Here is a 24,781-nt window from a genome sequence, read left to right as displayed (position 1 = left end):
GACAAAAGTTTAACGTTAATGTTTTAACTGCATGATACGTTTTATCTTTTGCCCGCCCCTCATATGTGTGCATGTTTTTTGTCAGTGCTGACAAATATTTAACATGTTTTTTGTGCACAGTGCTGAATTTAAAGATTTTTTTGAAAGGATTTTTCAATAATTCAGCGTTCTGCGGAGTGAAATTTACAGTATTTTCCCCTGATTTTCTGTTCGTCATTTTGCACATAGCGGCAAAATTCAGAATTTGCGTTTTTTTCTGAATTTTGATACTATATAATCATTGAAACAGAAAATTCAATCAGATTGAATCAACAAAGAAACGCAGCGCGGGGACTTACAAAAACTCTGCAGCATCTGCCGGCGAAAAAAACAGGCCCGCAGAACCACAGATCATTATCATATGAAAACAGGAGGATTCCACATGGCAAAGAAAGAAACTATCCCTACCATCATCGACACTCCAGAAGCCCTGACCGCGAAAATGGCTGCAATGAAAGAAGCACAGAAGATCTTCGCTACCTACACACAGGAGCAGGTTGACAAGATCTTTAAGGCAGCTGCTACTGCCGCCGACAAAATGCGTATCCCACTTGCCAAAATGGCCGTTGAAGAAACAGGCATGGGTATCATGGAAGATAAGGTTATCAAGAACCATTACGCAGCAGAGTATGTTTATAATGCATACAAGAACACACAGACATGTGGTGTTGTAGAAGAAGACAAGGCATACGGAATCAAGAAGATCCTGGAGCCTGTAGGACTGGTTGCCGCAGTTATCCCGACTACCAACCCGACTTCCACAGCAATCTTTAAATCTCTTATTTCTCTGAAAACACGTAACGCAATCATCATCAGCCCGCATCCGCGTGCCAAGAAGTCTACCATTGAAGCAGCGAAAGTTGTTCTGGATGCAGCTGTTGCCGCTGGTGCACCGGAAGGAATCATCGGATGGATCGATATCCCGAGCCTTGAGCTGACCAACATGGTTATGCAGAACGCAGATATCATCCTCGCAACCGGTGGTCCTGGAATGGTTAAGGCAGCTTACTCCTCCGGTAAACCTGCTGTTGGTGTTGGACCTGGAAATACACCTGCCATCATTGATGACAGTGCAGATATCCGTCTTGCAGTTAACTCCATTATCCACTCCAAGACATTTGACAATGGTATGATCTGTGCTTCCGAACAGTCCGTAACTGTTCTGGAGAGCATTTATAAAGAAGTAAAAGAAGAGTTCCTTTACAGAGGATGCTACTTCCTTAAAAAAGACGAGATCGAGAAAGTCAGAAAGACAATCCTCATCAACGGCGCTCTGAATGCCAAGATCGTAGGCCAGAAGGCAGCTACCATCGCCGAGATGGCAGGCGTTACCGTACCGGCTGAGACCAAGATCCTTATCGGTGAGGTTGAGTCCGTTGATATCAGCGAGGAATTCGCACACGAGAAACTTTCCCCTGTACTTGCCATGTACAAGGCTAAGAATTTTGACGATGCTATCGCAAAAGCTGAGCGTCTTGTTGCTGACGGCGGCTACGGCCATACATCTTCCCTCTACATCAACGTGAATGAGACAGAGAAGATGGATAAATTCGAGGCAGCTATGAAGACCTGCCGTATCCTTATCAATACGCCTTCTTCTCAGGGTGGTATCGGTGACCTTTACAACTTCAAACTTGCTCCATCCCTCACTCTTGGCTGCGGTTCCTGGGGCGGTAACTCCGTATCCGAGAACGTTGGTGTCAAGCACCTTCTGAATATCAAGACCGTTGCTGAAAGGAGAGAGAATATGCTCTGGATGAGAACACCGGAAAAGGTTTACTTTAAGAAAGGCTGTATGCCGGTTGCTCTTGACGAGCTCGGTACTGTTATGGGCAAGAAACGCTGCTTCATCGTAACAGACTCCTTCCTCTACAAGAACGGTTACACCAAACCTATCGAAGATAAACTGGATCAGATGGGCATCGTTCATACATGCTTCTCTGATGTAGCACCAGATCCATCTCTCGCTTCCGCAAAAGCCGGAGCCAAGGCTATGACAGCATTTGAGCCTGACTGCATCATCGCTCTTGGTGGTGGTTCCGCAATGGATGCCGGCAAGGTTATGTGGATGCTTTATGAGAATCCGGACGCTGACTTCTCCGATATGTCCATGGACTTCCTGGATATCCGTAAGAGAGTTTACACCTTCCCGAAGATGGGTAAAAAAGCTTACTTCGTAGCAATCCCGACATCTTCCGGTACAGGTTCCGAGGTTACACCTTTCGCCATCATCACAGATCAGGATACCGGCGTTAAATGGCCGCTGGCTGACTATGAGCTTCTTCCGGATATGGCGATCGTAGATACCAACAACATGATGAGCGCACCGAAGGGACTGACCCGTGCTTCCGGTATCGACGTTATGACACATGCAATCGAGGCTTATGTTTCCATGATGGCTTCCGATTACACAGACGGTCTTGCACTGAAAGCGATCAAACTGGTATTTGAGTATCTGCCACGTGCATATAAAGACGGCAACGATGTAGAGGCAAGAGACCATATGGCTAACGCTTCCTGCATGGCAGGTCTTGCATTCGCCAATGCATTCCTCGGTGTTAACCACTCTCTCGCTCACAAACTTGGTGCTTTCCATCACCTGCCACACGGTATCGCAAACGCAGTTGTTCTTCTGGATGTTATGCGTTACAACAGTGCTGAGGTTCCGACCAAGATGGGTACCTTCCCACAGTACCAGTATCCAAAGACACTTGCCCGCTATGCTGAGATCGGCCGTTCTGTAGGTCTTACAGGCAAGAACGATGCAGAAGTATTCGAAAAACTTCTCGCCAAACTGGATGACCTGATGAGAACAATCGAGATCATGCCTACAATCCGTGACTACGGCGTAGATGAGAAATACTTCTTGGAGACTCTGGATGAGATGTCCGAGCAGGCCTTCAATGACCAGTGCACCGGCGCTAACCCGAGATATCCACTTGTATCCGAGCTGAAAGATATCTATCTGAAGGCATACTACGGAGAAATGCCAAAGAAAGAAGAGAAAAAAGCCAAATAAATGTGGAACACCCTTCTAAGGGAAACACGGCCGGGAGTTTATTCGCTCCCGGCTGCGTTTCCTTTGCTTATTTCCCTCTTGCAAAAGATCCCCGATACAGTTCTGTATGAACAGGCTGTACCGGGGATCTCTTATATAATCGCTTTATAATTATCGTTTATTCTCGTTAATTTATTTCAGGCCATACTCTGCTGCAAGTTTCTTAAACTCCGGAAGAGAATTTACAATGGTATCATAAGATACACAGTATGCCAGTCTCACATAACCAGGGCATGCGAAGGAGCTTCCCGGTACCATGAGGATGTTATATTTCTTGCCGGCCTCGCAGAAAGCTTTTTCATCAGCTACCGGAGATTTTACGAAGAGATAGAACGCACCCTGTGGTTTGATGCACTCAAAGCCGCATTCTTTCAGGCCATTGTAAAGTGCCTGACGGTTTTTATCGTAAGCTGCAAGATCTGTCTTTGCATCTACACATTTCGCAACTACTTTCTGGATCAGGGATGGTGCATTTACGCAGCCAAGTGTACGGTTTGCGATGGTTGCAGCTGAGATCAGTTCTTCACTTCCGTCCGCCTCATCCGGGATCACCAGATATCCGATACGCTCTCCCGGAAGGGAAAGAGATTTGCTGTAAGAATATCCCACAACTGTATTGTCATAATATTTCGTCAGGTACGGAACTTCCACGCCATCGTAAGCCAGTTCACGGTATGGCTCATCGGAGATCAGGTAGATCACGGTTCCGAACTCTTTTTGTTTTGCTTCCAAAATTGCGGAAAGTTTCCTGATTGTTTCTTCTGAATATACAACTCCGGTCGGATTGTGCGGAGTATTTACGATAACTGCTTTTGTCTTCGGTGTGATCTTCTGCTCAAATTCAGCGAGATTTGGCTGGAAGGTTGTGGTATCCGGAGAGATTTCCACAAGGACACCGTCATAATTGCGGACATATGCACCGTATTCCAGAAAATATGGTGCAAAAACGATCACCTCTTCTCCCGGGTTCAGGATCGTCTTCAGAATTACGTTCAGGCCGCTTGCAGCGCCTACTGTCATGATCAGGTTCTTTGCAGAAAATTTTGTATCAAAACGTCTGTTTAAAGATTCTGCGATAGTCTGGCGTACATCTTCAAAACCTGCGTTGCTCATATATCCGTGAAGGACGGTCGGGTCCGTATTATTTACAAGATCGATAATGGCTTCACGAACACTGTCCGGCGCCGGTACACTTGGATTTCCAAGGCTGAAATCAAAAACCTTATCTGCGCCGTATTTTGCACGGAGGCGGTTTCCTTCCTCAAACATCATACGGATGGCAGAATTGTTTTTTACGTAGGGTTTCATTTTTTCTGATATCATTTCGTGTTCTCTCCTTATTTCTGCGTCATCATTTTCACTGTTTCCTGACAATCTTGTTTATAATTGTACCCCGTTTCCGTCTGGCATGTCAATACTTTATCAGATTAAAGTGCACTTGCAAAATTCCTGGGAAAGTGACACACATTCCCAGGGAACTTCCTTGATTCGGTTAATCCCATCCTATATACCTCTGTTATCAAACTTATCGATTTCCCATCTTCATCCTCACAATCCACACAGCCACCGTACTTCCCACCAGTGCGACCACGAACCCAACCAGGACATCTGTTGGATAATGGACACCAAGATATAATCTTGAAAATGCTACCAGCGCTGCCAGGACTACTGCCGGAATTCCGATTTTCTTGGGAAGCATCCGAAACATTACCAGGGCAACGGCAAAGGATGCTGTGGTGTGGCCTGAAGGAAAAGAGAAATCCGTCGGTTTGGCGATCAGCGGGATCAAGGCTTCGATTTCCGCAAAAGGTCTTGGCCTTGCCACTATGTTTTTGAGAAGCAGGTTGGTAACGATTGCTCCGAAAATCAGGGAGAAAACTGCTGCATAGCCTGTTTTTCTTGTCTTTGGAATGGCAAGTAGAACAACCGCACAGAGGATCCAGAACCATCCTCCGTTTCCCAGAAATGTAACGATCTTCATAAATGGTGTCAGCATATCTGTTCTTAAATGCTGCTGGATCTGGAGCAGGATTTCTCCGTCCAGATTCTGTACTGACTGTAAAAAAGTATTCATATGTATTCCCTTCTCTTTCTGCTGCGACAGACAGATAAAATACCAGGACTCATCTTCCGCCGCGCATTCTTTACTGTTGATTATTATACCGTACATCTCTTGATTTTCTGCGAACGAAAACTAAATATTTTATAAATAAAACGCCCCTACACTGTCCAAAACATCGCACAGCACAGAGGCGTCTCCTTCCCGTTACGTAAAACTTTCTATATCAATTTTTCTTTTTCTTACAAGATGCCTGCGCTTTGTGTTTTATGCTTTACGCACCGCGCTCGGCTTCCCGCTCCTTGTAATGATGTGCTTCCTCCAGCATCATATCTTTCACCTTCATCAGTCGGATCTGGGTACTTCTCTCGTTCTCATCCAGCTTCATGGTGATGTATTTGATGTTTGCCTGTGCTTCCGGTATGATAACATGCTCCAGGGCGTTTACACGGCGCCTTGTTTTTTCGATCTCAGAAGCCATCAGCTGACAGGCTTTTTCCACTTCTGCCAGGCGGAGCATGTCCGGAAGGATATCCGCCAGGGATTTCACCGCTCCGTCCAGATCACTGGAGGTAAAAGCAAAACCATAGGAATAGATATCGTTGGCGTCCGGTGTTCTTGTTTTGTATTCAAAAACAGGAATATCCACACTCATGACATTCTTTTTGCCGGTTTCCAGATAGACTTCCTGCTTGGGAGCCATCAGGGCGGTGTTCAGAGTCTCCTCCGACATTCCGGCTTTTGCAATGACAAAATTCGTGTTGGCGCTTCGGATACCAGCTTCTACTTTTTTACGCAGTTCCATGTTCTCGCGCACCAGATCCAGGAACTGTCTCATCAGCTCGTCCCGCTTATCCTTCAGAAGCTTATGGCCACGTACTGCAGTCACCAGCTTTTTTTTCTGCTTCGTAAGCTCCATACGGGTAGGATTCACCTGTGTTGATGCCACAAATCATCCCCCCTTTATACTTTTCCGTAATACTGGTCAAGGAATTTGTCATCGATACGTTTCAGCTCGCTTCTCGGAAGAATGGAAAGCAGCTTCCAGCCGATGGCCAGGGTTTCCTCGATATCACGGTTGGCCTGATAGCCCTGGGAAACATATTCCTTCTCAAAAGCATCCGCAAATTTTGCATAGATCAGGTCAATGTCAGAGAGGGCAGCCTCACCAAGAATGGTCATCAGCTCTTTGGCCTCTTTACCACGGGCATATGCGGCAAACAACTGGTTCATGGTGTTGGCATGGTCTGCTCTTGTCTTGCCTTCACCGATACCTTTATCTTTCAGTCGTGACAGAGACGGAAGAACATCAATGGGCGGTGTGATTCCTTTACGGTAAAGCTCACGGCTCAGAATGATCTGTCCCTCTGTGATGTAACCGGTAAGGTCAGGGATCGGATGGGTCTTGTCATCCTCAGGCATGGTCAGGATCGGAACCATGGTGATACTTCCTGCTTTTCCTTTCTGACGGCCTGCACGCTCGTAGAGAGAAGCAAGGTCTGTATACATGTATCCGGGATATCCACGACGGCCCGGAACCTCTTTACGCGCTGCGGAAACCTCACGGAGAGCATCCGCATAGTTTGTGATATCTGTAAGGATTACCAGTACGTGCATATCTTTTTCGAAGGCAAGATATTCTGCTGCTGTCAGTGCCATTCGCGGAGTAGCGATACGCTCAACAGCCGGGTCATTTGCCAGGTTTACAAAAAGAACAGTACGGTCTATAGCTCCGGTTTCCTTAAAGCTCTCTACGAAGAAGTTTGACTCCTCGAAAGTGATACCCATGGCAGCAAATACAACGGCGAACTGCTCGTCTTTTCCGCGAACCTTCGCCTGTCTCGCGATCTGTGCCGCAAGCTGTGCATGAGGAAGACCGGATGCGGAGAAGATCGGAAGTTTCTGTCCACGTACCAGGGTGTTCAGTCCGTCAATAGCGGATACACCGGTCTGGATAAACTCCTCCGGATAACTTCTGGCTGCCGGATTCATCGGCAGGCCGTTGATATCTCTTCTCTCTTCCGGAAGGATCTCCGGACCGTCATCAATGGGACGGCCCAGTCCGTCAAAGACACGGCCCAGCATATCGCCGGATACACCAAGCTCCATGCTTCGTCCCAGAAAACGTACTTTACTGTTGGAAAGGTTGATACCTGTGGAACTCTCAAAGAGCTGTACCAGCGCATTGCTTCCATCAATCTCCAGAACACGGCATCTTCTTGTTTCGCCATCGGCAAGTTCAATCTCGCCCAGCTCGTCAAATGCCACATCTTCAACGCCTCGTACCAGCATCAAAGGGCCGGCAACTTCCTGTATGGTCCTATATTCTTTTGGCATTTTACAGGCCCTCCTTTCCCAGAAGTTCCGCAGTCTCTGCTGCAAGCTGGTGGGTTACCTTCTCATATTCCGCTGCCAGCTGATCTTCTTTTGTATATTTGTAACGGCCGATCTGCTCACGTACCGGCAGTTTTACGATATCATTGATATCTGCACCCTGTTTCAGCGCATCCAGGCCTGCATCATAGAATGCAAGTACCAGGCGCATCATGTTGTGCTGTTTTTCCAGAGATGTATAGGTATCGATCTCATGGAAAGAGTTCTGATGAAGGAAGTCCTCGCGGATGGAACGGGCTGCTTCCATTTTCAGGCGGTCGCCCGGAGAAAGTGCATCCATACCTACCATCTTTACGATCTCTTCCAACTCTGCCTCTTCCTGGAGAAGGGTCATCATTCTCTGACGGAGCTCCATCCAGTCCGGCGCCACATTTTCATCAAACCATCCACCTACACTGTCCAGATACAGGGAATAACTGGTCAGCCAGTTGATTGCCGGGAAGTGACGTTTGTATGCAAGGTTTGCATCCAGTCCCCAGAATACCTTCACGATTCGAAGTGTTGCCTGGGAAACAGGCTCGGAAATATCACCACCTGGAGGAGATACCGCACCGATAGCTGTCAGGGCACCTTCTCTTCCGTCTTTTCCATTACAGATCACGTGTCCGGCACGCTCGTAGAACTGTGCAAGACGGGAACCCAGATACGCCGGGTAACCTTCCTCACCTGGCATCTCCTCCAGTCGTCCGGACATCTCACGGAGAGCCTCGGCCCATCTGGAAGTGGAATCTGCCATCAGTGCTACAGAGTAACCCATATCACGGAAATACTCCGCAATGGTGATACCTGTGTAAATAGAAGCCTCACGTGCCGCAACCGGCATATCTGAGGTGTTTGCGATCAGAACAGTTCTCTCCATCAGAGACTGTCCGGTTTTCGGGTCTTTCAATTCCGGAAACTCGTTCAGAACGTCTGTCATCTCGTTTCCACGCTCACCGCAGCCGATATAAACTACGATATCTGCCTCTGCCCATTTTGCAAGCTGATGCTGGATAACGGTCTTGCCGCTTCCGAACGGGCCAGGAACTGCTGCCACACCACCCTTGGCGATTGGGAACATGGTATCAATAACACGCTGGCCTGTTACCAGAGGTTTTGCCGGCGGAAGTTTTTTCTTGTATGGACGGCCACGTCGTACCGGCCAGTGCTGCATCAGTGTCAGTTCTTTATCTCCGTCTGCCGTGGAAAGAACTGCAACGGTCTCATCTACGGTAAACTCACCGGATCTGATCTCTTTCAGAGTACCTTTCATATTGGGTGGTACCATGATCTTCTGTGTAACAACGATGGTCTCCTGAACAGTTCCGAGAACATCGCCGCCTTCCAGCTCATCTCCCACTTTCGCAACCGGGACGAAATTCCATTTTTTGTCCCGCTTCAGTGCAGGTACCTCAACACCTCGTTTCAGGTTGTTGCTGCCTGCTACTTTCATAATGTCATCCAGCGGACGCTGGATTCCATCGTAAATACTTGTGATAAGGCCAGGTCCCAGTTCCACGGAAAGGGGAACTTCCATAGACTCTACCGGTTCTCCCGGGCGAAGTCCTGAAGTCTCCTCATATACCTGTATGGAAGCCTCATCTTCATGCATCTCAATAATCTCACCGATCAGACGCTGGCTGCTTACACGAACCACGTCATACATATTCGCATCTCGCATACCTTTGGCAATTACCAGCGGTCCTGCTACCTTCTTAATGGTCCCTCTGCTCATCTGAACCAATCACCTGCTTTCTCAGGGGATCTGCTGAAACTTTTTCAAAAAAGTTTCCCCCTTCTTATTCATATAAAGCGTTCAACATGCATCACGGAATATTTCCTGATGAATATCATTCATTGCTGAAAAGAATATCGGAGCCAACTGCCGTCTCCACAGATTTCTTTACATTTTCAATTCCTGCGCCTGTATTTCCGGCAATTCCCGGTATCTGAATGATCGCCGGCATCAGCGTTTCACTGTATTTACTGATCTCAGCGGAAAGCTGGGCTGCCAGCTGTTCCGTAATATAAATAACCGCATATTCACCGGCTGCCAGACGGTTTAGCTTCTCTTTTCCCTCTGCGGGATCTTCCACCGGAAAGGTATCAAGGCCAAGCGCCGCAAACCCGTAAATGCTGTTATAATCACCCAAAACCGCGATCTTATACATACATTTCCCTTGCCCTTTCCCGGATAAACTCTTCCGGAAGGCCGCTGCGCTTTCCGGTGAGAATGATCCGCACCGTCTTGATCTCATTCTCACGGGCGAGCACATAGGCTACCAGCGGTCCCAGTGAAAATGAATTGTACAGCTGAGGTCGGATAGTCTCCATGATCTGGTTGTCACACCATCTCTCAAAAGCGGAAGCCGATTCCGCCAGTGCCAGAGCTCCGTCCCCGTATTTCGTTTCTGCCAGATAACTCATGATCTGATCCATTCCGCTGACTGCAGCGTGGATCAGTCTTTCCTTATCCAGTGTGTCACATTCTGCCATAGCTTTTTTCATGAAGTCCGAACTTTTTCCTGTTTTGCAGGCACGGACTGCGATCCGGATATCTGCTACCGCAACTGTAGATTCCGCATACTGCCGGACGATCTCTTCTTTCGATCTCTCCCCGGCCGCTCTTATGGCATCCAGTGCCGCCCGGTCTACGATAATATCCGCAAGCTGTCCATCTCTTGTGTGCAAAAAGGTCTCATAGGCTTCTCTTGCCGCTTCCCGCATATCTTCCGGAAAACGGTCGTATTCTTTATCCTTCAGGAATTTCACCATATCCTCGCCGTCAATGGCACAGTCGCTGAAAAAAATATTCGGCGTTGTCCCATCCAGGATGCTGGCCTTCACAGCCGCTTTCAGGTTATGGAAAAGATCCTGATAAGAGAGAACGGAAAAAACAGATCGGTCCGCTACCAGCGAATCCATGATCTCCCAGATCTTTTCTCGCTCCCTGGAAAGAATGGCGTCCGCACCGGCTGCAGGATCACCGTTTCCCCAGCCCTTCTCTGTAAGGATCTGAAGGCACTGCTGCTCATCCTGACATGCCAGAAGCTGTTCGATCGCCGCCTGATTCAGAAGTCCGGTCTCCAGAACACGTATCCGCGCCACCGCATAGGCATAATCTTCACCAAACATATTTCACGCCCTCCTTTTTGCGATGGTGTTTTACGCAAACAAAATCTTTCTTACCTGATCCAGAAGTTCATCCCGTTTCTCTGCAAACATGGCATCAATGGAACAGTTTTCCTCAATGCCGCCGTATACCAGGATAAAACCTCCGTCTATATTTCTGGCTTCACCGGAAATCTCCAGTGTGCCGCCTTTTTTCTGTGCCAGGCCTTTAATCTCCTCACGGAAATTCGCCGGCATACGTTCCAGATCCTTCTTTGAAAAACAGATCTCTCCTTCTCTTGGAAGCAGATATTTCTCTGCCATACTCTTAAGGATCTCAAAATATTTTCCTTCATCCAGATTCTTCACACGGTCACAGGCATCCGCAATCACCTTCCCGATCAGCTCCTGCTTGGCTGCAAGAACTGCGGTACGTTTCTTCATATCTGCGGCGGAAGCTGTCCGCTCTTCATAGCTTTTCACCTTTGCCCTGGACTGTTCTTCCCTCTGCTGCCGAATCTTATCAGCTTTTTCTCCGGCTTCCCCGAGGATCTCCGCGGCTTTTTTCTCCGCGTCACTGATCATAACGGCTGCAGAAGCATCGGCTTCTTCAAGAATCTGGCTTACCATCTTCTCTAATCCTGTCATGATCTGCCCCTCCTGATGAATCAAACCTGAATTCCGCTGACTGCAAGAATAGAGATCAGAAGAGCCAGAATCGCATATGTCTCAACCATTGCCGGGAAAAGCATAGCTTTACCGAACTGCTCCGGCTTCTTGGCTACGATGCCGATGGAAGCTACGGAAGTTTTTCCCTGATGGATCGCGGAAAGAAGGCCTGCAATGGCGATCGGGAGACATGCCACAAAGATCATAAGTCCGGTTTCCAGAGAAATATCGGCAACACCGCCGCCCAGGATCCCGACCTTGGAAAGTGCAAGGAATGCTACCAGCAGTCCGTAAATACCCTGGGTACCAGGAAGAAGCTGAAGAAGCAGAACCTTGGCAAATTTGTCCGGATCTTCTGTTACAACACCTGCTGCTGCACGGCCGGCTGTACCAACGCCGATAGCGGAACCTATACCTGCAAGAGCTACGGAAATTGCTGCTCCCAATAATGCCCAAACGATACCACTCATAATATTAATCCTCCTTAATATCTACATATTTTGTATTTTCGCGGAAGGGGTGGAACTCTTTTCCTCCGCCCTCAAAGAATTTGCCGAAGAACTCTACGTACTGTAATCGGCAGGTGTGCACGTATGCACCCAGAAGATTGATCAGAAGGTTAAATGTATGACCAATCACAAATACAAGAATAAATACGATCCATCCAAAAATACTGTCTCCCAGCATACTGCCCATCTGGTTCATAACCGACGCAATAACACCGGTGGCAAGTCCCAGGGCCAGAAGTCTGGAATAGGAAAGGATATCACTGACCCATCCTGTGATGTTATAAAGGTCGTAAGCTCCAAGCGCCAGCCGGAGGAACGGATTCTTCTTATCTCTTCCTGACATGAAGAGAATTCCCACTGCTCCGATGATGGCCATCCATTTGCCCACCTGTATCACTGCGGGCGGAAGGTTCAAGTCCATCTGAGAAATAGAACGGAACATGCTGCTTGGGATAAAGATCAGGATCAGTCCCATAAGAAGCAGGAACCAGAGTACTACGTCACAGAAAAAGTCGAGATATTTTCTGTCACGTAACAGCATGTAGCCCTTAAGACCCATTCCCAGAAACATATGGATCAGGCCAAACAGCATGGAGAACACCAGAAGTCTCATTGGCTCATTTAACGGTGCAAACCATACCGGCTTCACCGTGACCGGCCTGTGCAGATATACCCTCGAAAATACATCGATAAAATCTCCGAAATATCCGCCAAACATCACGCCCCAGAACAAAGTGGACAATCCACAGTACATAAAAAGCCGGATGGATTTCTGCATTCCGCTCTCCATCCTGGGGAACTTCAGAAGTACTCCCAGACAGACTGCAAAGACGATCAGTCCATATGCTGCGTCTGACAACATCAGTCCGAAAAGAAATACATAGCAGGCTGTCATGATCATGGAAGGATCGATCTCTCCCTTTCCGGGAAGACCAAATGCTGCCAGAACTCCCTCTCCTGCTGCTCCGAATTTACCGTTCTGAAGGGCAACCGGAACATTTTCTCCCTCAGCATCTTCTGCTTCAAAAACAATATCGTACTTCTCCGTAAGCCGTTTCTCCATTGCAGGAACCTGTTTCTTCGGAAGATATCCTGTCACAAAAAAAGTGCTCTCCGACTGGCGGATCTGTCCTAATACCTCATATTTCTGTGCACGGATTCGGAAATAATCGGACAAAAGCTGAAGAGAGCTCTTCCTGTCGTGAAGAGCGCGTATCTGTTCCCGAATCTGTTCGGACTCTTCCTGAATGCGTACCACTTCATTCTTAAGGTTCTCCAGCTCCTGTGCCGGAACCTCTGATACCAGCTGTGCCGGTCTTGCAAATCCCTGCATCCGAAGCGCTTCTTCCAGTTCCTGTGCCTGTGCTTTCAGGCAGACAACCACAAGGCTCAGCTTACCGGCATCATTTGAGATTTCCCGGATGTTAAAGGCTTCAAGCTGCGGTGCGTCCGCTGCCAGCTGACTGTATACCTGATCCAGAGTTATATTTCCATCAATACTTCCCACAAGTACCGCTGCTTTCGCTGTACCGCCGAAGTTCATCGGAATATCCAGCTTCAGCCATGGAGCAAGAGCTGCTTCCTGCTGCTCGATCTTAACTGCTGCCGCATTGTTCTCTGTAAGCTTCTTCCGGTATCCCTGGATTTCTCTAGCTGTTCTCAGGATCTCTTCCTGATCCCGGATAGCTTCTTCCTCCTGCTTCCTTCCGATCAGCGGTTTCCCTGCCAGGGATGCCAGCATGGATTGCTTTTCCTTCGAAAATTCATCCAGTATTTCGATTGCCTGATCACAAAGGGATGCGTTTTTCTCAAAGATCAGCCGGGCATTCATAGTATCCATCGTTTTAAGCTCCGGATCCAATTCCGCTGCATCGATCTCCAATACTCCAAGTGACTGCAGTTCTTCCAATATGGCCTTACGGTTCTTTTTCATTGCGCAGATACTGATTCGCTGCATCTGCAATACTGCCATTTTCGCACTCCCCCTCTCAGAACAAACTGTCCATTACTGTCTGGATCGCCTGCTCGTGCTTCGACTCCGCTTTCTTTTTCAAAGCTGCAAGCTCTTCCTCCGCCTGTCCAACGACAGTGTTCTCTGTACTGTGTGCACGTTCTTCGGCTGCTTTCATATCAGATGCCGCCTGTTCGCCGGCGGCTGTTTCCGCCTTTCTGATAATATTCTCTGCCTCTTTCTCAGCTTCGCTGATGATACTCTGTGCACGGACGGATGCATCCTTTATCTTCTGCTGTGCTTTTGCCTCCGCCTCTTTCACTGCCTTGATCGTTTCCTGGATCATCTGATCACCGCCTCTCTGCATATCCAAATTGTACCACAATCGCTTTTTTAAAACAATGTTTATTATGCAATTTAACGATAAATTTATTTGTATTGTGTCAAAAAGTCGTCATATATGTTATATTTTTGCCATTTTTCGCACACTTTTTATTTGTTTATTCTATTCATATTTTTTATTTTTATTCAAAAAAGCCATCAGCCCGATGAAAATGTTTTTTACATCTTCATCGGGCTGATGGCTTTCAATTATGAACAGACGGTGAATGCGGACTAACCTATTCAACCGACCTACAGTGGCTATCTGTTCTATTTGTTAATTGTACAAGTAATTTGCAATGTCTTCGCTTTTGATATTCTCAGCATCGATCCATACCGGATCAAGTAAAACCTTCTTATCAATCTTTGTTTCCTTCTTCGGTGCAGTAGACTGAATAGCCGCCCACATGGTCTGATATCCCATCGCATAAGGATTCTGTGAAAGCACTCCCAGTTCTTCCCCTTTCTGGATCGCTTCCTGCTGTTTGCTGGTTGCATCTACGCCTACCATAGCAACTTTATTTTCTCCTGTGTCCTTATTTACCTCCAGAAACATTTCAGAAACCTCGGCATTGGTGCAGAAAACACCATCCAGTGCCGGATATTTATCCAGAACTTCCTTCATGGCTTCCTTCATATCATCAACCTGGTCAGAATATACGGTTTCCACCACTTTAATATCCGTATAATTTGCAATATTATCCAGAAATCCCTTTACACGTTCCTGAGCGCTCTGTGTTTTCTCCTGTGCGGAAAAAACAGCCACATTTCCCATTTTTCCAATGGCGCTGCCAAGCTTATATGCTGCATATTTGCCGATCTGTGTATTGTCTGTTCCACGGAAAGCTCTGACCAGCTTTGTATCACTGACATTGGAATCAAATGCGACCACCGGAATTCCGTTCTCTTTCGCTGCTTCCAGCTGTGCCTGACAGGAATCCATATCTCCGGCAGAAAGACACACTACAGATGGATTCTCAGCAATCACTGCATCAAGAGTATTGATCTGACTTTCTACGTCCTCTTCATCATCCGGACCCTCAAAGGTCATCGTGATCTGCTTGTCTTTTTTGAAACCATACGCTTCATTTACGTCCTTGACAGTAGCTTCCATTCCTTCTTTTACTTTATTCCAGAACTCGCCTTTTTTGCTTTTGCTGACAACAGCTATTCTGGCACCTTCTTCAATAGAAAGAGTGTCATCGATCTCAGGGATCAGCGGGCTTTTTTCTTCTTCCACTTCGGTTGCTTCAGGGGTTTCCTGGACGTCTGCTACAATCGGTGCAACAAGCTTTTCTACTTCTTCTTTCTGACAGCCTGTCAGCAGGGTTGCCACAGCCAACAAGGCTGCTGACGCTACTGCAGCTCTTTTCATTGTAATCTCCTCTTCCTCGCTGGTTACTGTTCTTTATCGTCTGCCTTGTCCGTCCACAGTAACTTATACTTTACAAAAATCTTACATTTGGTTACTTGCTTTTTACATTATACACTTTTTCGTATTTCCGTCCAGAGTTTTTACACTTTTTTCACAAAATCCAGAAACGCGCTTCCCTGTGGCTCTGTTTCAAACTTCATCATTTTTCCTGTTCTGGGGTGTTTAAATTCCAGACAATTGGAACAAAGTCCCAGTGATGTACCTTTTTCTCCCGAAGGATTATATTTCCGGTCTCCGAGAAGGGGCAGTCCCTCATGAGAAAGCTGCACACGGATCTGATGATGCCGACCTGTTTCCAGCCTGATCTTAAGAAGTGTCCGGGATTTTCCGTTTATCTCCTGCTGATCCAGAACTTTATAGTGAAGGATCGCTTTTTTTGCTCCCGGTGTATTGGCAGACACCACCTGAGACATGTTGGCTTTTCCATTTTTTTTCAGATAGTCTGTAAGAGTCCCTTCTGAGCTCTTTGCTTTTCCCTCTGTTACTGCCAGGTAATATTTTCCGGCGCCTCCTGCCATCATCTGTTTACTCAAATTTCCTGCTGCTTCGGATGTTTTCGCAAATACAAGAATGCCTTCTACCGGCTGATCAAGGCGATGTACTACTCCCAGATATGGGATCTTTCCCGGTGTTTTTTGTGCCAGATAATTTTTCAGAGCACTTTCCATATCCATTGTTCCTATTTTTGCTGCCTGCACCGGCATTCCTGCTGTTTTTCTGCACACAAGGATCTCTTTGTCTTCATATAAAATATTTTCTTCAATCTGATAATTCCACATATTTTCTCATCTTACTTCCTTTCTCACAGAAGTATAACTGATGATGTTTTTGATGGCAACTGATAAATATAACTGTCCGGAAAAATCTCTGATTGAAAATTTTGCTCTCTGCTCGGATCATATTATTTTATCCAGGGCTTTTCGGAACGGTTGTATACTTAATATATGCAATCTTATATACACAACGAGACGGTCATCACTTTTTTTACTTTTACAGTTTCCAAAAATGATGACCGTCTCAACACTCTTCGTTATTCAATTTTTCTTCCTCTTCGTTCTTTCGAATAAAGTTTTCTTGTTATACTTATTATACTTATCAATCGAAATCTTTGATTTTATATACTTTATAAAATAATTTCGATTCTCTTTATTCAATTTTGAAATTTTTCTTTTTCAGATTCTCTCTTCTTTTTTATTTCCTGCTCATAAACGACTGATATATGTAAGTATATCTCTTCGATTATTTAGAAAGTTTTATAGATCAGAAATCATTTTTTACGATGTTTGATTTCCTGTTTATCTGAAGAATTTCGGTGGTTATACTTTTTCCTGTTCACTAAACAATTCTGGACTTAACTTCTTAAATTCAAAACCATTTGTCATCTCTGTACTTTGCAATCTGCTGATTCAAATCGACCTATTGGGATTTTCTCCTCTGCAGTTCTTTAAAGTATCCTGGAAAAAAGTTCCTGCCCGATTCTTCTATTTTTAATATCCTCTCAGATATTCTTCTGATGCAAAGCTTCAATCCATATCCTAATGGTTCTGATATGCATTTCAAAGTATCGTTCTCATCTTCACGTTTGTTCTTGGAATCTCTTCTTTCCAACGAACCGGTGAGTTGAGGGTTTTACTCTTTCGGGAAATATTTCTTTACATATTTCCTGAAATCTTTGTATCAGGTGTGTGACAGTTGTTCAATATGAGTTACCGATTCTATATTACCTGAAATACTGATTTCCTTTTGTTTCTGATTTCTTAAAATATAAGTAAGATTTAAGAGGATCTTATTTATATTTCATAAAAGAAACTTCTGTTTTCTTAAGGTGTATCATATGTGATCTGTATCAGGTCTTTCTTGCAGGAAATCCGGTTCCTGTCACTCTCATATTGATGATGGTGTTTGTTTATGTTCCCACTGGAATCACCTTTTCCTTTCTTCATCCTTCATGTGCATCTATGCTATGAATTGAATGATTTTCTTTTTTGTTTTTCTCTTGTTGTTTTTGATGGTCTTATAATAACATCGTTGCGGGTATTTGTCAATACATTTTTGTGTTTTTATGCTATTATTTTTATTTATTTGTTTTATTAGGTGTTTATATTTTATAATTTGTTTGTGTTTTTTATTATTTTCTGTTAATTTATGCTATTGTGAAGTTGTGAAGGTAGGGTATGTCGCGAACGGACGGCCGTGAAGGACGGGCGGGGCGGGTGAGGCTTCGGAGGTCTAGTGCTTCTAAGGCTGCAGGGATTCTGCTAAAACCGCTGAAAAAATCCCAGAACTCGCTTACGCTCAAACAGCTGGGATTTTTCCAGCAACGCAGCCTCCCCGCGGCCTAAGAAGTACTACGACTCCTGCAGAGTCACCCGCCCCGCCCGTCCTTCCCGCCCTGACTTTCGAACATGGAAAATTAGTTAGAAAAGTTTCTGTGTGACTGTATTGGCACTGCAAACATTGCAATGTTTGTACTTTACAATGTTTGCAGGGGATTGAGATAAACTTTATTCGAAAGAACGAAGAAGAAGAAAAATTAAATAACGAAGAGTGTTGAGACGGTCATCATTTATTGAGCTTTTCTTGATATTTTTACCGGGGCTGGGGTTTGTCTCTGGGAATGTCAGCGTGAGGTGTCCTGTGGGGAGCAGGGGCTTCGGAGTGAGCCTTTGGTCATACTTGGCGGCTGAGGTGACCTGTGGAAAGGTATTCTGCGGATACAGGCCGCAGAATAAGGCCCATCTGTCTGAGCCAGGTACGCATCAGCGTACATGGCGAGTTATGGGCCGGACTTTTCACAGGTTGCCTCAGACGCTTAGTATGACCAGGCGAAACGACAGCCTCTGCTCCCCACAGGACACCTCACGCGTCCGCATCGTCATAAGTATCCACAACCCTAAAAACTCCCCACAACCACACCTCTAAAAGTAAAAAAGCAGACCGGCGACCTCGATCAAAACGGTCACCAGTCTGCAAAACAACACGGAAATTCTTAAATTACTATATTCCGCTCTGCAGCATATTCATGAACACACTTCCATCACCTTCACGCTCTATATGTGTTCAATCCCTGCATCTATTTACGATTATAATTGATCAGACAACCCTTAAGGATGATCTCTCTCTCATCATCTGTCAGCTCACCCAGAGTTACATCGAACTCCTTCAAAGAATCACCTTCAACAGTATATCCCTTGATCACGTCTGCCTTTTCCTCAACTGCCTTACGGATTCCCGGGAAGAACAGGTAATCACCGTTCTTGAACGGAAGATCTCCGGACGGGATCAGGAATGGAAGCATACCCCAGTTGATCAGATTGGAACGATATCTCTTGGTTGCATACTCATTGGCAATGTTTGCCCAGCCGCCAAGTACCTTCTGGCAGGATGCAGCCTGCTCTCTGGCAGAGCCATCGCCCGGTTTCACTGCAAAGATGGTGCTTCCTACACCAAGGTTTGTCTTGTCAACATCCGGGTAGGATTTATGGATGGTTTCCATAACCGGTTTCAGTTCCGGAACAGCCTCTGCCGGGCAGTTACCTGCCTGGATCGCCTTCTGTGCTGCCTGGATCTCTTTTGCACGGCCAACATAAGCCGGATCCTTTCTGGACAGTGTGAACTCTGCAAGTCCAAGCGGATTGGAACGGTAGGAAGATGTCTCGCCAGACGGGATCAGCTCGTCAGTGGTAGTAACCGGATCGTGGATCTCGGAAACAACCTTCAGGATCAGGTTGTCTGCAAGTGCAGCCATCTCCGGCCAGTCTTTGATATTCGGTCCAAACTGGATCTCTACGCTTGGATCTGCCACGCCCTTGCTATCAAATACACGGTTCTCGTAGATAGACTTATCGAAGTAGTATTTATGCTCGGAATAGCTTCCGTCAAACTCCTCTGCTGAGGTAAGGAATCCCTTGTTTGCTGCTGTAGCTGCAATGGAACGTGCATCCATAAGTGCAACCGAAGAGATCTGACCGTTCTGGATCTTGGAGCCTTCACGGTTCGGGAAGTTTCTGGTTGTATGACGGATACTGAATGCATTGTTTGCAGGTGTATCTCCGGCGCCGAAGCACGGTCCGCAGAATGCAGTTTTCACAACTGCGCCTGTTCCGATCAGTTCTGCAAGAACACCATTCTTAGCCAGTTCCATGTAGATTGGAGTACTTGCCGGGTATACACTTAAGGTGAAGGCATCATGGCCGATATTTTTGCCCTTGAGGATATCTGCTGCAGCGCAGATATTCTCGAATCCACCGCCTGCACAACCGGCAATGATTCCCTGCTCAACATAAAGCTTGCCATCAACTACCTTGTCTCTCAATGTGAACGGAATCTTTCCGTCAAGGCTTACCTGTGCTCTCTTCTCCACATCTGCAAGGATATCGTCAAGGTTTGCCTTCAGCTCATCGATGGTGTAGGTGTTACTTGGGTGGAACGGCATTGCGATCATTGGTTTGATCTCACTGAGGTCGATCTCTACACAGCCGTCATAGTATGCAACGTTGCCCGGTTTCAGTTCTTTGTAATCCTCCGGTCTTCCGTGGATCGCATAGAATTCCTCGATCTTCGCATCTGTCTGCCAGATGGAGGAAAGACATGTGGTTTCTGTTGTCATAACATCAACACCGATACGGAAATCTGCGCTTAAGCTGGCAACGCCTGGTCCAACGAACTCCATAACCTTATTCTTCACATAGCCGTTGGCAAAAACCTCGCCGATGATGGCAAGCGCAACATCCTGCGGTCCTACACCCGAACGTGGAGCACCTTTCAGATAAATAGCAACTACTCCTGGCATATTAATATCGTATGTCTGGCAGAGAAGCTGTTTTACAAGCTCCGGTCCGCCCTCTCCCATAGCCATAGTTCCAAGTGCTCCGTATCTTGTATGACTGTCGGAACCGAGGATCATCTTTCCGCCGCCTGCAAGCATTTCTCTTGCAAACTGATGGATAACTGCCTGATGAGGCGGTACATAAACTCCGCCGTACTTTTTGGCACAGGTGAGACCAAACATGTGGTCATCTTCATTGATGGTTCCGCCTACTGCACAAAGGGAGTTATGGCAGTTGGTCAGTACATATGGTACCGGGAACTTCTCAAGTCCTGAAGCTCTTGCAGTCTGGATGATTCCCACAAATGTGATATCATGGGAAGTCAGTTTATCGAATTTGATCTGAAGCTTCTCCATGTTATCGGATTTATTGTGAGCCTTGAGAATAGAATATGCGATGGTATTCTTAGCAGCCTCTTCTTTCGCTACAGGCAGATCAGCCTGGTTCTCGGGAATGATTTCCTTTCCGTTCTGAAGATAAACGCCGGTATCGTAAAGTTTCATTTCGGTTCCTCCAATCTGTAATGATTCTTTTTTTCATAATTTCGTTTATTATAGAGGATTTTTACACATTAGTCAATAAAAGTGAGCACGCCTGGTGCATTGTTTTGCGTACAAGCGTTATTGCCCTGTGCTTTACTTTCCCTGCAAAATCCGCTATACTGAAGACCATATCGGACGGATATTCATATTCTGCCGGCTGTGGCAGTTTCAATACGGAGGTACTGTTTATGTTTCGTTTATGGGGAAAAATATGGAAAGACAATCGCATGCTTCAGGACACCGTTGTCTGTGATGACAGCGATGATACCAGAACCCACAAGATCTTTCACGGACTTGAGGAAATCTGTTATCAGATGGATCTGGGAAATCCTATCTGGCTGGATGCCACAGTGCGGGATTTCAAAAAGCATGATAAGGCCCGCTTTTATCAGGATAATTTCATTGAACATATTGAATTCGACTACCTGGAGATCCAGGTGATCGAGGAAGACTGAGTAACATATAAAAGGACGCAGGAAAGCCACGAATGCTTATCCTGCGTTCTCTTTTTACTGTCACACAAAAAAACTCTCCGGCGGATACAGAGAATCGTATCTGCCGGAGAGTTTTTTTTGCATCCGGTTCCCTTATTCCGGAATATCTTTGTGTACATTTCTGTATTTTCTCAAATATACCGGGATATGTTTTTACTCTGCATTCATAAACTCCCGTATGATCTCCCGCATGATCTCTTCCTCCTCCGGAGAAAGCATCTTGCTGAAGTGACTTCCGGTAGCAGCCGTCTGACGGATACTTCTGGTGATCTTATCTACGATTTCTTCCTGCAGAACAGGATCCGGCTTTTCTGCGACCGGTACTTCCTCCACCCAGGTACGGACCTGTTCCACATAATCTGCAAGAGAAGCCATCACAAGCTCTTCCTTATAAGAAAAGTCCAATGCCTGACGAAGAAGAAGCAGTACTACCGGCACTGCCGCCCCTATATAAAGATAAAGCATAGACAATCCTTCCCTATATCCCAGTCTGCTGTTGAGAAAAACAGACATTCCAAGAAGAAATGTACAAAACAGTGACGGATACCACACAAATCGGTTCATCCGATGCCAGAGCCTGTCCCTTGATTTCCACAGGTTCAGCCATTTTTCTTTGAGATTCTGTAATCGCTGCGTATTTCGGATCATTCTTCGGTAGGTAAGGTTTGTTGCCAGCATCCCCAGACCGCCGATACATCCCATGGATGTCATGACGTAAAGCGGGATGTTCAGCTTCATGATCATCTCCAGCATAAGCCCTCCCTTTTTCACTGCCGCACAGTGCCTGAGCGTGCTTTTGTTCTTTAGCCGCACTGCTCATCGCCTTAGGAATATTATACTTCTATATAACTTAACTGGAAAGAATTTTCGTTCGTCAAATGCTGCCCCTGTTTTTGGTCTTTTTACATTTCCTGCAGTGCTTTGACTACATTTTCAAATTTCATGAAGTGAGAAGCTTTTACGAGGATGGTATCTCCAGGTTTCACATATGTGTTCAGGTTCTTAAGAAGGCTTTCCAGATCTTTTTCCCGGATGACTGTCAGGTCCGGATTGGTCTGAGATGCTTTTTCCGCGATATGGGCTGCAAGTGGTCCTACGCAGATGCATGCATCGATCCTGCACTGACCTGCATGAACGCCTACACCTTCATGAAGTGCAGCTTCATCCGTTCCAAGCTCACCCATATCGCCAAGGATAGCAACCTTTCTTCCAAGTCCGTCCTGAAGAACATCCAGGGAAGCCTTCATGGACATGGGATTTGCGTTGTAGCAGTCATCTACGATCATAAATTTATCGGTCTCGATCATATTGAATCTTCCGCTGACCGGTTCCAGGCTTTCGATGCCATTTTTGATCTGCTCTGCATTCAGTCCGTAAAGTCTGCCCACAGCTGCTGCTGCCAGTGCATTGGATACCATATGACGTCCCGGCATTGGAATATCTACATGAAATATCTGGAGCTCTCCGTTCTCTGCCATTTTTCCTTTCAGACAGATGTCACAGCTCATTCCCTTCAAGCCACGGCTTTCCACATTTTCACAGGTAACAGAAGCATTTTCTCCGTTTCCGAAAAATACCGGCTGCATGCTGTTGTATTCCTTTACTGTGGAGAGCTTATCATCATCACCGTTAAGTACGATATTTCTCTTCACATACTGAAAAATCTCTGTTTTTGCCTTCAGGACGCCGTCTCTGTCCCCAAGGTTTTCCAAATGGCAGGTTCCGATGTTTGTGATCACGCAGGTGTCCGGTTTTGCGATCTTTGCAAGACGGGTCATCTCACCGAAATCACTGATTCCCATTTCCAGAACTGCGATCTCATCTTCATCACGAAGGCGGAATACTGTCAGTGGAAGTCCCAGCTCATTGTTGAAATTCCCCTGGGTTTTCAGTGTACGGTATTTTTCCTTCAGCACAGAGGCGATCACCTCTTTTGTGCTGGTCTTTCCAACGCTTCCTGTGATTCCCACAACCGGAATATCAAGCTGCTCCAGATAAAACTCCGCAATGTCTTTTACTGCCTGAAGGGAGGAGCCTACCTGGATATACGGATGATCCGCCCCTTCAAGAGTTCTCTCGGATAAGGTCGCGAGTGCACCTGCTTCCATTACCTGCGGGATAAAACGGTGAGCATCCACACGCTCTCCTACTACCGGTACAAAAAGACCTCCTTTTTCCACCTTACGGCTGTCCGTTGTGATCGCAGTCACTTCCTCCTGAAGTTTTTCCTGCGGGCCGTGGTAAATACCATTGCAGACTTTTGTGATATTTTCCAATGTAAGATTTTTCATGAATAAAATCCTTTCTTTTGCCAGAAACTCCTCCTGTCAACAGGAGGAGTTACGGTCAGATATTTTATTTGCTGTATTTCTTAAAAGAAATGCGGATCAGTTCTTCACAGAGGTCCGGATAGTCGATTCCCAGGACCTTTGCTTCCTGAGGGATCAGACTGGTGGGTGTCATTCCCGGAAGTGTGTTTGCCTCCAGGCAGTACATATCACCGTTTTCTTTCATCATGAAGTCAAAACGTGCATAGCCCTCAATGCAGAGAGCCTTTGCGCCAGCTTCCGCATAATGCTGCATCTTCTCAGTCAGTTCCGGTGAGATCTCAGCCGGACAGGTTTCTACTGTGGAGCCTGCCTGATATTTGTTCTTGTAATCATAAAAGCCCTGCTTCGGTGCGATCTCGATGATCGGATAAGCCTTTCCGTCTACAACTGCAACGGAAAACTCACGGCCATTGATATACTCTTCAACAACTACCTCATCTTCATAAGAATAAGCACCATCAATGGCATCCTCATATTCTTTCTGGTTGTTTACAATATAAACACCTACGCTGGAACCACCGCAGCATGTTTTTACAACAACAGGAAATTCCATACCAAGATCATGGATGTTTCTTGTACAGTTTTCTTTCAGCATGGAAACGCCTTTCGGTGTCGGTACCTGATCCATGAGAAAGATCTTCTTGGTGAGGCCCTTATCCATAGCAAGGGCACTGCTTAAATATCCGGTTCCTGTGTAACGGATTCCCAGAAGATCGAAGGTTGCCTGAACCTTTCCATCCTCTCCGTTGGAACCGTGAAGTCCCATAAATACAATGTCTGCTGCCTGACACAATTCCAGTACATTCGGTCCGAAAAAGCTTCTTCTTGTGCGTTTGATCTCTTCGATATCATCATCGAAGCTTCTCATATACTCTGCCGCAGAATCTACCTCATAATCTTTATCTCCAAAGGGCTCATCCCAGTCCACCGGCTCCAGTCCACAGAAAATATCTACAAGAATGGCATTATGACCTTTTTTACGAAGTGCCTTGCAGACACCG

At 46.2% G+C, this 24,781-nt stretch carries 19 protein-coding genes; 2 read left to right on the top strand and 17 right to left on the bottom strand.

Annotated features, from left to right (window positions below; all coding sequences use genetic code 11):
- Nucleotides 1-421: 421 nt before the first annotated feature.
- A complete protein-coding gene (gene adhE, locus AB5026_RS06150; RefSeq protein WP_118061794.1) occupies nt 422-3,058 on the top strand; it encodes a bifunctional acetaldehyde-CoA/alcohol dehydrogenase in 2,637 nt (878 codons plus the stop codon).
- 171 nt (nt 3,059-3,229) lie between these two features.
- On the opposite strand, the gene AB5026_RS06145 is transcribed toward adhE, so the two are convergent.
- The 14 genes from AB5026_RS06145 to AB5026_RS06080 all read right to left on the bottom strand — a co-directional run bounded on the left by AB5026_RS06145 (nt 3,230) and on the right by AB5026_RS06080 (nt 20,917).
- Nucleotides 3,230-4,420 carry a pyridoxal phosphate-dependent aminotransferase gene (locus tag AB5026_RS06145; RefSeq protein ID WP_118070896.1) on the bottom strand — a complete coding sequence of 397 codons (1,191 nt, stop codon included), beginning with the start codon at nt 4,418-4,420 and terminating at the stop codon, nt 3,230-3,232.
- A 202-nt stretch (nt 4,421-4,622) separates the two neighbouring features.
- Complete coding sequence (locus tag AB5026_RS06140) at nt 4,623-5,171, bottom strand: phosphatase PAP2 family protein (RefSeq protein ID WP_368212978.1); 549 nt, start codon at nt 5,169-5,171, stop codon at nt 4,623-4,625.
- Nucleotides 5,172-5,430: 259 nt separating this feature from the next.
- Nucleotides 5,431-6,105 carry a V-type ATP synthase subunit D gene (locus AB5026_RS06135; RefSeq protein WP_021975777.1) on the bottom strand — a complete coding sequence of 225 codons (675 nt, stop codon included), beginning with the start codon at nt 6,103-6,105 and terminating at the stop codon, nt 5,431-5,433.
- 14 nt (nt 6,106-6,119) lie between these two features.
- A complete protein-coding gene (locus AB5026_RS06130; RefSeq protein ID WP_118061791.1) occupies nt 6,120-7,493 on the bottom strand; it encodes a V-type ATP synthase subunit B in 1,374 nt (457 codons plus the stop codon).
- Nucleotide 7,494: 1 nt separating this feature from the next.
- Nucleotides 7,495-9,264, bottom strand: a complete 1,770-nt coding sequence (locus tag AB5026_RS06125) for a V-type ATP synthase subunit A (protein ID WP_215707236.1) — start codon at nt 9,262-9,264, stop codon at nt 7,495-7,497.
- Between the two features lie 115 nt (nt 9,265-9,379).
- On the bottom strand, nt 9,380-9,700 hold the full coding sequence (locus AB5026_RS06120) for a V-type ATP synthase subunit F (RefSeq protein WP_250789672.1): 321 nt from the start codon (nt 9,698-9,700) through the stop codon (nt 9,380-9,382).
- Nucleotides 9,693-10,664, bottom strand: coding sequence for a V-type ATPase subunit (locus AB5026_RS06115; protein WP_021977447.1), 972 nt, complete (start codon nt 10,662-10,664; stop codon nt 9,693-9,695). The genes AB5026_RS06120 and AB5026_RS06115 overlap by 8 nt, the downstream gene beginning before the upstream one ends.
- 30 nt (nt 10,665-10,694) lie before the next feature.
- Entirely contained in the window at nt 10,695-11,288 is a 594-nt protein-coding gene (locus AB5026_RS06110; protein ID WP_021977448.1) for a V-type ATP synthase subunit E, read from the bottom strand.
- A gap of 20 nt (nt 11,289-11,308) precedes the next feature.
- Nucleotides 11,309-11,779 carry a V-type ATP synthase subunit K gene (locus AB5026_RS06105; protein ID WP_015526259.1) on the bottom strand — a complete coding sequence of 157 codons (471 nt, stop codon included), beginning with the start codon at nt 11,777-11,779 and terminating at the stop codon, nt 11,309-11,311.
- 4 nt (nt 11,780-11,783) lie between these two features.
- Entirely contained in the window at nt 11,784-13,790 is a 2,007-nt protein-coding gene (locus AB5026_RS06100; protein ID WP_368212975.1) for a V-type ATP synthase subunit I, read from the bottom strand.
- Nucleotides 13,791-13,806: 16 nt separating this feature from the next.
- Nucleotides 13,807-14,115: a V-type ATPase subunit subunit G family protein gene (locus tag AB5026_RS06095; protein WP_022427344.1), complete on the bottom strand. Its 309-nt coding sequence runs from the start codon at nt 14,113-14,115 to the stop codon at nt 13,807-13,809.
- A gap of 312 nt (nt 14,116-14,427) precedes the next feature.
- Nucleotides 14,428-15,525, bottom strand: coding sequence for a substrate-binding domain-containing protein (locus tag AB5026_RS06090; protein ID WP_368212974.1), 1,098 nt, complete (start codon nt 15,523-15,525; stop codon nt 14,428-14,430).
- 140 nt (nt 15,526-15,665) lie between these two features.
- The gene (locus tag AB5026_RS06085) at nt 15,666-16,364 is read right to left on the bottom strand and encodes an RluA family pseudouridine synthase (RefSeq protein WP_250789670.1); all 699 of its coding nucleotides are present in this window, start codon (nt 16,362-16,364) and stop codon (nt 15,666-15,668) included.
- Nucleotides 16,365-18,658: 2,294 nt separating this feature from the next.
- A complete protein-coding gene (locus AB5026_RS06080; RefSeq protein ID WP_250789669.1) occupies nt 18,659-20,917 on the bottom strand; it encodes a hydratase in 2,259 nt (752 codons plus the stop codon).
- Nucleotides 20,918-21,144: 227 nt separating this feature from the next.
- Here AB5026_RS06080 and AB5026_RS06075 point away from each other — a divergent pair, with 227 nt between their 5' ends.
- Complete coding sequence (locus AB5026_RS06075) at nt 21,145-21,411, top strand: hypothetical protein (RefSeq protein WP_015526267.1); 267 nt, start codon at nt 21,145-21,147, stop codon at nt 21,409-21,411.
- Nucleotides 21,412-21,603: 192 nt separating this feature from the next.
- On the opposite strand, the gene AB5026_RS06070 is transcribed toward AB5026_RS06075, so the two are convergent.
- The 3 genes from AB5026_RS06070 to AB5026_RS06060 form a co-directional block, all read right to left on the bottom strand.
- Nucleotides 21,604-22,203, bottom strand: a complete 600-nt coding sequence (locus AB5026_RS06070; RefSeq protein WP_215638044.1) for a hypothetical protein — start codon at nt 22,201-22,203, stop codon at nt 21,604-21,606.
- Nucleotides 22,204-22,352: 149 nt separating this feature from the next.
- Entirely contained in the window at nt 22,353-23,741 is a 1,389-nt protein-coding gene (gene murF / locus AB5026_RS06065; protein WP_250789668.1) for a UDP-N-acetylmuramoyl-tripeptide--D-alanyl-D-alanine ligase, read from the bottom strand.
- A 64-nt stretch (nt 23,742-23,805) separates the two neighbouring features.
- On the bottom strand, nt 23,806-24,781 hold a 976-nt coding region (locus AB5026_RS06060; protein WP_368212973.1), incomplete at its 5' end, for a D-alanine--D-alanine ligase.

This window comes from Blautia sp. RTP21359st1_E11_RTP21359_211015 (assembly GCF_040910705.1).
Taxonomy (GTDB): Bacteria; Bacillota; Clostridia; order Lachnospirales; family Lachnospiraceae; genus Blautia_A; species Blautia_A fusiformis.
Note: the sequence above shows the minus strand (reverse complement) of the source record. Positions and strands in the feature narration are given on the sequence as shown.